Below are 11,516 nucleotides of genomic sequence, written 5' to 3' on the forward strand. Positions count from 1 at the left end.
GCGCCCCGGTCGGTGCGGGCCCCGGCGTAGACCGTCCCGGCGATCAGGACCTGACCGGCCTGCACGTTCAGCGTCGAACGGGCGGCGCTCGTGACCAGCTGGGTGGCAGCGTTGACGGTGAGCTGGTCTGTGGCCGTGATGTCAAGGGCCGTTTCAGCCTCTACCGTGGCACCGCGTCGGCGGGCTTCAGGCACATCGAGCGCCGAGCCGAAGTCGATCTGGCGCGCCTTCAGATCGATGCTGCCAGCGCGCCAGGCGCTGTCGAGCATGCCCAAGCCACCACCGGCCTGCGCCACCACGGCACCTGCCGCGGTCAGGTTGCCGCCCAGAGCCAGGCTGTCGAGCGCGACCAGACGGACCTCCGGCAGGCTGTCGCTGCGCCGGTAGGTGCTGGTGATCGGACCGTCGATGACCAGATCGCGAGCGGCGATGTCGAGCTGACCGGCGGCCAGCACGCGACCGCTGGTGCGGTTGAGTGTCAGCAGGCCCAGGTCGGAGCGCAGCGTGATCGTCTGATCGGCCCGGACAGTCTGCACGGCTCCGTCCAGGAAGACCTGGTTGGTGCCGCTCAGCGCGATCGAGCCGCCCGCATCGTTGGTGATGACACGGGCGGTGTTCTGCAGGCGCAGGCTTTCGTGGCCGGACGTGGTGCTGTCGTCGATCAGCGTGCCGTCACCGCCATGCAGGATGACCTGGTCGGCCGCCTCGATCAGCCCTTCGACCACCAGCGAGCGGGCCGAGCGGATGATGACGTCGCTGCCGGCGCCCCGGGCGATGATGTCGCCCTGCAGCACGCCAGTCTCGCCCGCGTTGAACGAGATCGAGCCGTCCAGCGTTTCCAGCACGCCGGTGGCGTCCAGATCGATGTCCCGGCCGTCGGCGGACATGCCGCTGTTGAGGTGGATGGCGCTGTCGGCGCGCACCTTGCCGGCAATGTAGAGCTTGCCGTTGGGGCCGGCCGGACTGCCGATGGTGACCGTGGAGCCGGGCGCCGCCGCATCGACCGCATAGCGGCGACCTGACTCGATGGTGGTCTGGCCATCGGCGAAGACCAGGCCGAGATCCTGCGCCTGGCGGGTGCGTGCTTCGCCGGCGTCGTTGGTGGTGCGCACCGCGATGGCGTAGGGGCTGGCCAGACGGATGTGGCCGTCCAGCATCTTCGCCTTGATGTCCGGGTGGGTCGGATCGGCCCCGAAGTCGGTGTAGGCCGCGCCCAGCGCGGGCGTGGCAGGCGGCCCGTCGCTCTGCACCACGGTCCAGGACGCCGACGCCATGGCCGTGTCCAGGTCGGCCAGCAAGTCGGCGATCGTGGTGTTGGCTGCCGTGTCCGCGGCATGCACGGTCACGGCCGCTTCGACCGTGAAGCTGACCTTGTCGATGCGCATGACCACCGTGACGTCCTGCGTCAGGCGGCCATCGGCCGACGCGGCCCAGCCGGCAAACGTCAGCTCGTTGGTGTCGCCCGGGGCGAGGATGTCGATGCGGCCCGGTGCATCGAGCAGCACTTCGCTGCTGGCCTGGGTGGTGCCGACCGTGGCCGATCCGTACAGGACCAGTCCGCGCCCGTCGTAGGGCGAGCCGATCGAGACGGGGCGCGTGTCCAGCCCGCCGACCAGCTCGACGCGGTGGCCCGCCGTGATGTCCGAGCCGATGATGAGCTGTCGATCCGCCTGCACGCGGATGCTCGAATCCACGTCGTAGTGCACGATGCGGCGGCCGATGTAGTGCCCCGAGGCATCGCGCACCATCTCGCTGCGGCCACCGGCCAGCAACAGGCCCAGCATGTTCACGTCGTTGGTGCCGTACAGGCGGATTTCTCCTGCCGAGCGCACCGAGCCGTCGCTGTTGCGGGTGCCTTCGACCACGAGTTCGGCCGCACCGTCGACTTGCAGACCGAACCCGGTCGGGTCCGTCCCGCCGCGCACGTCGATCAGGCGACTGGCGTTGAGGTAGCCGCCCGTGGTGATGACCTGCCCCGCCTGGTTGACGGTCTGGCCGCCGATGAAGGTCTGCGCAGCCGACTGGATCAGGATGTCGGAGTCACGGCCCGTCCAGGCCACCTGCTGCGACAGCATGTTGTGGGTGACCGGATCGAAGGTCTGCACCAGCCGGCCACCGGCGTTGATCCAGCCCATGACCTCGATGCGACCCGGCCCCTGGAGGGTCACCTGGCTGCCCGCGCCATTGGCACCCAGGCCAGCCCCGGTGATGCCGCCAGCGGTGTTGACGAGCACGCTGACCCGGTTGTCACCGGCACCCAGCGTGCGTCCGTCCCAGCTGTCGTCCGCCCCCGGCGTGCCGCCGGTGACGGTGACGTTGCCACTGGCCAGCAGGCCCGACTCCAGACGGACCATCTGGCCGGCCCGGACATCGATGCTGGCACCGCCATCGCCGTTGGCGTCGAGCGCGAAGGCCACGCCGTTCGCGCCCGGTGCGCCACCGGCCACCAGTGCGCCGAACAGGTCCACATCCTCGGCGCCAACCACGCGCACGGTGCTGTTCGCTGCCGTGGTGCGCAGCGTGCTGGTGGCCTGCACGTAGACGCTGCTGCCCCTGGCGTCGGCCCGGGCCCCGGCGCCCGACAGGGTCTGGCCGTCCAGGCCCACCCCGCCGTACAGCGACAGCCCGGCCGTCGCGGTGGCGAAGCCTTCGACGTACAGCCACTCGTCGGACTGCAACGTCAGCGAAGCGCCCGCGCCCGTGGCGTTGGCGTTGCCGCGCAGGATCACATCCTGGCTCGACCGCAGCACGAGCTGCCGGTTGTCGCCCAGGCTGGAGATGGTGCCGGTGACCAGCAGGCCATAGCCACCGGTGTGCTGCGCCAGGTAATGGTCGGGGCTGACCAGGGCAATGTTCTGGAAGTAGCCCGTCTTGTCGAAGAGGACATAGCGCGGGTCGTAGCCCATGCCGCCCTGCCGGCCGTAGGCCAGTCCGTCGTAACGCTGGGTTCCTGAGGCCAGGGCCATGTCGCCCGAGGCCGACACCGAGCCGCCCAGCAGCATTTCATGCACCGACGCCAGGTTGACGCGGCCATTGGCCCCGGCGATGAACGGCGCCACCCCCGCAAAATCGACCCCTGCCCGCACCGACGAGCCCGCGTTGGCCGCGATGACATCGTCGGAGCGCAGGTTCAGGGTGGTGTTGTCCGCCAGGCCGGCGATGTCCGCGCCCTCGGCGAGGATCAGCGGCCCGGCGGTGTGCAGATCCAGGGTCGAACCCGCGCCGAGCAGGTCGATGCGCCCGCGCATCTCGATGCTGTGCAGCGTGTCGATCTGCACCACCCCGCCGGTGTGGACCGACTCGATGCGGCCCCGCGCGTCGATCTGCAGGCTGTTGGCGCCGGCCTCGTTCAGGTAGGCCGGGGTGAAATAGGCATCGCTGCGCCCGGCGTCTCCCGGGGTGCCGCGAACGGAAAGGCTGACGCGGTCCAGGCCACGCAGCCAGCCGCCCACCACCGCCTGCTCACCGACTTCGACGATCAGGGTCTGGGCTGTCACGCCCGAATCGGGCAGGCCGTTCGGGTCGTGGAGGTTCTGGCTGTTGACCGACAGCAGCCGGCTGTGCAGGGTCAGGACATCCAGCGGGGCCTGCGCATCGCCCACGACGGTGATCTCGTCGGCGTACAGCGTGGTGCGGTCCCGGAAGGCGGACTGGCGCGAGTCGGCATTGCGTGCTGCACCGGTCAGCTTGACGACGTTCGTCAGCTTGGCGTCGCCCAGCCACATCCGGTTGCCGATGTCCGTGCGGCCGATGTAGAGCTGCGAAAACCCATCCGCCAGCGCCGCCAGATCGCGGCCGGAGAGGTACATCCCTGGTTGCGCAGTCTGGATGGTGCTGTTTTCGGTCAGATCACCACCGCCGCTGGACTCGGCGGCGCTGCCCAGCACGTAGCGCCAGACCTGCTGGTGGGCCTGCAGGCTCAGCTGACCGCTGCCCACGAGCTGGCTGGTGCCGCTGGCGAAATTCATGTCATCGGCCGTCAGCGTGATGTTGCGGCCGCTCTCCAGCGTGTGCACCTGCCCGCTGGCCAGCGTGAGCAGGGAATTGGTGGCCACGAGGTCGATGCTGAGGGCACCGTGCGCGACCTCCACCGCCACGCCCGTGCGCTGCTGTGTGAGCTGCGTGCGCCAGTCGGCGGCAGCCGCCCCCGGGCGGTCGTCCCAGGCCACGCCGCTTTCCCAGCGCTCGGCACCCGGGTCGCTGTGGATGACCATGCCCGGGTTCTCGGGGCTGGTGAGCACCCGCTCCTCGACCAGCGTCAGGTCGTTGTCCTCGCGGATGAAGACGCTGCCCACCCCGGTCGTCGAGGTGCTCAGCGTCATCTCGGCCACACGGGTCAGGATGGGGTTGGCGGCACTGCCGATGGCGTTCCTGGCCTTGACCAGCAAGTAGGCGTTCTCGCCCTCGATGTAGTAGCTTCCGCCGTTGATCAGGCTGCCGTCGGCGGCCTCGAGGCGCATCCAGCCGGCGCCCTGGTCGTTGCGGCTGATCGACGACGACGACACCAGATTGGCATCGAGGCGCACGTCGGCGTTGTCGCCGTAGGTGCGCAGGTCGATGTGGCCGTTGTTCAGGGCCACCAGGTCGTGCTGGATGTCGAGCGTGCGCAGCGACTCCATCACGATCGAGCCGGCCTGCAGCTCGCTGCCCTGGTTGATGGTGCGGGCGATGCCACGGAATGCCGTGCTGCCCAGGAGGCTGACCGCCTGGCCATCGATGTTCAGCCCGGCCGTGAAGCGGATGTCACCGCCCAGGGCGGTGAGCACGCCGGCGGCGTCGCGGCTGGCCCCCTTGCCTTCCAGGGTCAGGCGCTCCATGAGCGCGTTCTGGTAAGTGATGCGCTCGCGGCCATTGCGCACCGTGTCGAGATCGAGCTGGATGGCGTCGGACGCGCGCGTCTGCTCCAGGGTGATCTCGTCGAAATCGCTGCCGGTCTCGACGAGGTTGACCGTGCCCTGGGTGCCCGCTGCCGTGGCGCTGCCCAGGGTGAAGCGGTAGTCGTCGGCGCCGCCCTGGTCCTGCAGGTCAAGCTGCCACTCTGGGAAGCTGGCCACCAGCACGGTGTCGGTCCAGCGGGTCAGGCGGATGCTGGTGATCTGGCCGCCCGAGAAGCGCAGCTCCTGCCCCGCTGCGTTGACGACGCTGACGACGCGCTTGTTGACGTTCAGGACGATGCCCTGGGCCATGGCCGAGAAGTCCAGCGAGGTGACCCCTGCGGCGTCGCCAAAGCTGTCGCTGCCCCAGTCGTCGCCGAAGACATAGGTGTCGTTGCCATCGCCGCCGGAGAGTCGGTCATCGCCTGCGCCGCCATCCAGGGTGTCGTTGCCGCCCTGGCCATTGAGCTTGTCGTTGCCAGTCCCGCCACGCAGGACATCGTTGCCCGTGCCGCCGTTGAGGACGTCGTCGCCCGCGCCCCCTTCAAGAGTGATCGGGCCGGCACCGGTGGCGTTGAGTTCATCCTTGCCCGCCCCGCCCCGCAGCACGCCGCCGGCGCTGCCGGCGGTCAGCTTGTCGTTGCCATCGCCGCCATCGAAATCCACCAGCACACCTGCCAGCCGCGACGCGTCCAGCACATCATTGCCGTTGCCCGCACGGGCCACCACGCGGCTCACGCCGCTGTAGCTCTGGTACCAGTTGTCGAACTCGACATGGACTGTGCCGCCACTGCCGGACAGCACCACGCTCTCGTTGCCATCGGTCACATCGAAATACTTGCGCAGCGAGGCCCGGTCGCCCACGTTGAGGTACAGCGTGTCGCCGACCTTCTCGGCCAGCACCGGCTGCACCTTGGGCGCGTCGTAGCGGATGTCGAACAGGTGGATGGTGAACAGGTCGACGTCGTAGACCGGGATCGTCTCGATCCACAGGTCCAGCTCGATGAAGGCGCTGGCGGTGAAGTCGGCGCCCATCGACAGATTGAACAGGTTCTGGAACCCGCCGCCCTGGTAGCTGTACATCGTGGCAATTTCGCTGCCACGGATCTTGCCGTCGCTGACCCAGGCCACGCCGGTGACGTAGCCGTTGGCATCCTTGGTGAGCTTGGAGCGCGCGACGTCCTGCAGGTCGACGCCCGCATGGAAGTTGATCTCGCCCTTGAGGCCGCCGGAGATCGGACCGGCATTGATCGCAGCCGTCAGACCGATGCTGGCGTCGATGTAGAACTCGTCCTTCTCCTGGCCGCCGGTGCCCGGAACGACCTTGCCATTCCTGAATTGCGGCAGGGTGAAGTCGTAGACAAAGAACCCGTCCAGCGCATCCACCGGGTCGCCGGAAGAAATCGCCTTCCGGATCCCGAAGGTGTCGTAGCCAAAGGCCAGATCGGCCTTGGCACTGAATTTCAAGTCCGCCCCGAACACCAGGAAGAACGGGCTCGGTGCCAGCAGGATGCGGCCCAGGTTGAAGTGCTGGTTCACGTCGATGCCCAGCAGCGGCAGCTCGTAGCTGAACAGCGTGGCATCACCACCCGTGAGGATGGCTTTCCAGTTGTTGATGTCCTTGATGTACTCGAACATCTTGAAGCCCGAACGGGCTTCGGAGGCGCTGGTGGCTCCACCCGCCGATTGAGTCTCGACGGACTTGAACTTGCTGATCAGACTGGCCGATGCGCTCTGCGAGGCGGCCTGGGTGGTGACGTTGCCGGAGCCGAAGCCGGACAGATCCCCGATCAGGATTTCACCCGTGTCCGCCCAACCACGCACCATGTCAGGCAGGTCAGAGATGAACTTGACGGCGTTGAAGAAGCCCATCGGAATCTGCGGCTTGCCCTGCAGTTCCAGCATGCTGTTGATCAGGCCGAGCGGCGTGTTGTCGATGCCGATGGTCTTGATGAACTCCAGGCCGTCGATGGGCGTGGTCATCATGTCGACGAACGGCTTGATCGGACTGATGACGCCTTCGATCTTCTCCACGATGGGCAGCAGCATGTTCTGCACCATCGAACCGACGTCCACCCGCAGGTGGTCCAGGCTGATGCTGGGCGCGGTCATCTTCTGACCGTATTGCCAGTCCCAATCCACGACCAGATTGGCCTTGAGCGTGGGCAGTCCGGCCACGCCGGGCATGTCCAGCACAGCCTGCAGGTTGATGTCGGAGTCGACCTTGAAGGCGATGCCAAAGCTCTGGCTGGGGGACTGGGAGAACAGCCGGCTCACGTCCAGACGGCCTCGACCGTCGCCCTTGATGTCGATGCCGAGCACCACGTCGGCGCCGCTGGGCTGGAAGCCCGGCAGGTCCGGACGGCGGTCCTGGTCGGTGACAGTGGCACGGAAGAACAGCAGCGAGCCGGTGGCGTTGAACTGGGTGACGACGTTGGGATCGGTCGGCGCGCCGTCCAGGTAGGCGCTGGCCGTCACACGCAGCTCGGGCGTGGCGGCATTGGCGCCCGAGTTGGTGGCGAGGTAGAAGCCACTGGACGTGCTGATGCCGAAACCGAAGTCGTAGGCCCAGTTCATGTCGAAGGCGAAGCCGCCGTTGATGTCCAGCGAGAACCCGGGCAGATGGAAGTCCAGCGGGATGTCGATGCCCGTGGCCAGCAGTTTCTGGCCCAGACCCATGTTGAACTGGATCGAGTCGGCGCTGGGCGGCAGGCTGCCGCCCTGGATCCAGTCTGCCAGCTTGACGCCGTTGCGGTCGTACCAGGCGACCTGGATGTCGTCGATCGTGACGGCGTTGTCGCTGTCGTTCGGTCGGTCCAGCAAGATGCCGATGCCACCACCACCGAACAGATCGAACAGCGACGAGCGGATCAGCCCGACCGCGCCGCCCTGGCTGGTGAGCTTGGCGCGCAGGTCGGCGAGCAGGTCATTGCGCACCAGGCCGACGAAGTTGCCGGCGCTGGCCATCTTGTCGCCGATGATGGGGATGCTCTGGGTGAGCTGCTCGCCCAGCACGTCCTGCACCGTGCCCAGGGCTGTGTCGATGCCGTCGAGGATGCGGCTGGGGTTGTTGAGCATGCCCAGCAGGCTGAACTCGTCCAGGAACTGGTCCATGGCCGCCTGGACATCCGGTGCGTGGAGGGTCAGCACCGGCGTCGCCGACAGCGACGACACGCCTGCGGCGCCGTTGAGCAGCCCTTTCAGCCCGGCGGCCGTGGTGGCAGCCGTGAAGTCCCCCAGCGGCAACACGCCGCCGGAGAAATCCAGGCGCACCGGCAGGTCCATGCCGAAGGCGCCCTTGACGTCCAGGCTCACGTTGTCGGACAGCCGCTCGCCCACCAGGTAGAAACGGCCGTCATCGGGTTTGCTGCCGCGCAGCTGGTCGAGCTTGACCGTGGCAGTGGCGTAGTCGACCGTGCTGGCCAGGCCATCGCCGTCGATCGCGGCCCAGCCACCGGTGACGCCCAGGTGGGCCGGTCCGGCATCGAATCCCAGCGACAGATCCTGGCCGGCGACCCGCACGCCCACCGTGGCGTAGGTGCCGCGCGCCTGCTCGGCGGCCACTGCCACCGAACGGGTCACTTGAACGTGGCTGAAGGTCTTCTGGCTGGAAGGATCGTCCAGGGCCTGCTGCGCGCCGCGCTGCAGGTCGACACGCACCCCCAGGTCCGTCGACAGTTGTGCCGCCAGAGCGACCAGTCCGGCCTGGCGACGGCCACCCAGCTGGCCCGTGCCGTTGACGGCGTCGCGGTTGTCCGCTTCGCGCACGCGGTCCCAGCTGCTGTTGACCTGGGCCAGCACGCGCTCGACCCCACCGCCCTGCGTGCGGATCATCTGGCGGAAATCGGCCAGGATGCGCTGGTAGCTGGCGTCGCTGACCATGCTGCTGTTGGGTGCGAAGAGCACGCTGCCAAAATCCGCCGCCACCGTGGTCGTGAGGCGGGTCGGGTTGTAGTCGTACAGGAAAAACGTCGGACTGCTGCCGGAGAACCGGATGCCGGCATCCACCTGCAGCTTGGCCATCGCCGACAGCGAGATCTTGCCGGCCGCACCCGGGTTGATGACGTCGGCCAGGTTGTCGACGAACCCCAGGCCTGCCAGCGCGTCCGGTCCGGCAATGGCCGCGAGCTGCTGCAGGTCCAGGCTGAAGCCGAACTTCTGCTCGAACACCTTCTGCAGGCTGAGGTGCACATCCAGCACATCGCCGTGCAGCGCGAGCGAGAAGATCTGGTCTTCGGCGGGCAGGGTGTTGTCATCGGTCACGCCCAGGGCATGCTCGATGAGCGCCTCGACCTGACCGATGGCGCCGGCCGGGTTCTTGGCGGCCTCGTCGATCTGGGCCAGGAAGCCGTCGACAAAGGGGAACACATCCGCCAGCGAGCGCCCGATCACGGGCAGGTTCACGGTGTAGAAGGGCTGGTCCGCGATCGATTCGCGGATGAACTCCAGTCCCTGCCGCGTGGCATCGACGATGTCACTGAAAGACAGGTTCTTGAAATCGAACACCGACCCCAGGTCGGGCAGCACCACCACCATCGCGTGGGGGCTGAGCTGGCCGGAGCTGATCAGGCCAGGGATGTTGACCGCGTAGGACGGGTTCTGGTAGACCGTCTGCACGGCTCCAGGGTGGAACAGGTCGAGGGCGCGCAGCGAGACTTCGATGTCGGGGGCCAGCGCAATGTCCGCTCCGACGCCCGGATTGATTTTCAGACCGCGCAGGGTCGCCTCGGCGTCGCCCGCCAGGGTGAAGCGCACGGCAGAACCCGTGATGTCCGAGAACGAGAAACGCCGGTCCTGGGCATTGCCCGAACCGGGGTTGCGGTCCAGCGAGATGTCGGCCGTGGCGCCCACGTGCACCAGCGAACCCGTGCCCGTGCCACCCGCCGTGGCCCCCAGGAAGCCCAGCTGCAGGCCAACGCTCAGATCCTTGGCGTCAAAGGACAGGCCGCCCTTGAGAGAGACATTCTCGACCCCGAGCTGGAACTTGTCCTGACGGAGCGTGTAGCTCAGGGCGTTGACCGCGCTGGTCGCTGCGTGGTCCAGCACCACCGTGTGGCCACCGCTGCGCACGCCGCTGATGACGAAGTTCTGCCCGGCCAGCTCCAGCTTGTAGCCCACCATGGTGCTGTCGAACAGGAAACTGTTGTCGGAGAACTGGGTGCTCCCCACTGCCACCGAGCCGCTGCGCCCGAACAGGGTGCGACCATCGAGGTCGGCGAACAGCGTGACCGTTCCCTCGACGAACGCCGTCAGGCTGCCTCGGGCACTGGTCGACAGCGTCACGCCATCGACGCCCAGGTCGAAGTTCAGCGGCTGGTCCACCGGCGTGAACGATTCGCGGAAGGTCAGCGGGACGCCGAAGCTGCGCTGCACCGCATCGAAGACGATGTTCGTGCCCGGCGGCAGCACGCCCGAGGCGTTGACCGCCTGGACGAACTCCTGCAGGGTCGTGATCTGCACCTTGGGCGCGTGCAGCATGGCCTTCAGGCCGCTGCCCAGGCTGGGGGCGCCCGACAGGACCAGCGTCTTGCCGTCGAGCACGCTCTGGATGCCGTAGTCACCCACCAGGACCTCCCGGCCACCCACGCTCTGGTAGAGGGAGACTTGCAGGCCCTTGAGCAAAGTCGCGTCGAAGCCGCCGAAGGGGTTGTTGAGGACGGTCTGTGTCTTGCCGCCCACCGCGAGCTGCGAGATCGACACCGACGGGAGGGTCATCAGGTTGGTGACCGACTTGAAGAAATCGATGCGGTCGTAGACGCTGGTCTTGAACCCCTCGCCGAAATCGAGCACCTGGTCGAGCCCCTGGTCGAGGAAGGGCAGCGTCTGCGCCAGTTGCCCGCTGTCGCTCAGGCCCCGGAGCGTCTCCAGGAAGTCCGGGAACATCTGGATCAGGCTGACCAGCGACATCCGGCTGAAGTCACCGATCTTGTCGAAGTTCAGTGTGGTCAGCTTGATGCCGCCCAGGCTGAAACCGCTGCCACTGGAACCACTGCTGCCGGAGCCGCCGGTCGAGCCGGCCGCTGTCGTGCTGGCGGCGGCGGCACTGCCGAAGACCTGCCCGCTGAGCTGGATCGTCGGCAATGCACCGGCACTCAGGTCCAGCCCGGCCAGCTCGGCGTAGATGGGCAGGACCACGTTGATCCGGTCCGTGGTCTGCACGAACTCCAGGCCGGTGGCCGTCTGCTGCACGCTGCCGCCCAGCGTCAGGGACAGCGAGCCGGTCTGGTGGCCGGGAGCCGTGTCGCCCAGGCGCACGGCCAGGGGGCCCAGGCTGGCCGTGACGTCGATGTCGTCCACGGCGGCGCGGGCCTGCATCTCCAGCCGATCGAGCTTGAAGCTGCTGGTGCCGGTGCTCCAGTCGACGCTCAGGCGGAATGCCACATCCACATCGGCGGTGACATTGAGGTTGACATCGCCATCAAGTTGCAGGCCGATCGCATCGACCTGCGCACCCAGGTTGAGCCTGGAACTGGTCGTCAGGTGCAGCGTGTCGGCAAAGACCAGCTCCAGGCCGGTCTTGCCCATCACGAGCTGCAGGGCCTTGGCATCCAGCCCCAAGGTCGGCAGCCACTCGGCCTGCAGGTAGCTCAGCAACCCCCGCAGGGTCGGCTGGCCCAGGCTGCCGTACACCGGCAGTGGAGC

At 67.7% G+C, this 11,516-nt stretch carries 1 protein-coding gene; it reads right to left on the reverse strand.

The features are described 5' to 3' along the window. Positions 1–11,516: calcium-binding protein (locus tag AB3X43_RS04715; RefSeq protein ID WP_473965062.1), on the reverse strand; the 11,516-nt coding region annotated here is incomplete at both ends.

Source organism: Sphaerotilus sp., from assembly GCF_041083715.1.
Lineage (GTDB): Bacteria > Pseudomonadota > Gammaproteobacteria > Burkholderiales > Burkholderiaceae_C > Sphaerotilus.